Below are 560 nucleotides of genomic sequence, written 5' to 3'. Positions count from 1 at the left end.
AAGATCGTCTCGATCGTCAAGGCCTACCACGGCCACACCGGCCTGGCCGTGGCCACCGGCGACGACCGGTTCGCCAAGTTCTTCCTGGCCGACCAGCCCGACGAGTTCCTCCAGGTGCCGTTCAACGACATCGAGGCGATGGAACGCGTGCTGGCCCCCGGCGATGTCGCCGCGGTGATCATGGAGACCATCCCGGCCACCTACGGATTCCCGCTTCCCGCACCGGGTTACCTGGAAGCCGTCAAGGCCATCACCGAGAAGCACGGCACCCTGTACATCGCCGACGAGGTCCAGACCGGCCTGATGCGCACCGGTGAGCTGTGGTGCATCACCAAACACGGGATCGAGCCCGACATCCTGGTGACCGGCAAGGGCCTGTCCGGTGGCATGTACCCGATCACGGCGGCCCTGCTCAGCGATCGCGCCGCGAAGTGGCTCGACGAGGACGGCTTCGGCCACATCTCCACCTTCGGCGGCGCCGAGCTGGGCTGTGTCGCCGCGCTGAAGACGCTCGAGATCTCCACCCGCCCCGAAGTGCGCTCGATGGTCCACTACATCGC

At 66.8% G+C, this 560-nt stretch carries 1 protein-coding gene; it reads left to right on the top strand.

The annotated features are described in order from the left end of the window. Positions 1-560: aminotransferase class III-fold pyridoxal phosphate-dependent enzyme (locus ACWGPE_RS19115; protein WP_452049332.1), on the top strand; the 560-nt coding region annotated here is incomplete at both ends.

This window comes from Agromyces sp. NPDC055658 (genome assembly GCF_053618155.1).
This window is presented reverse-complemented; position numbering and strand designations above follow the sequence as displayed.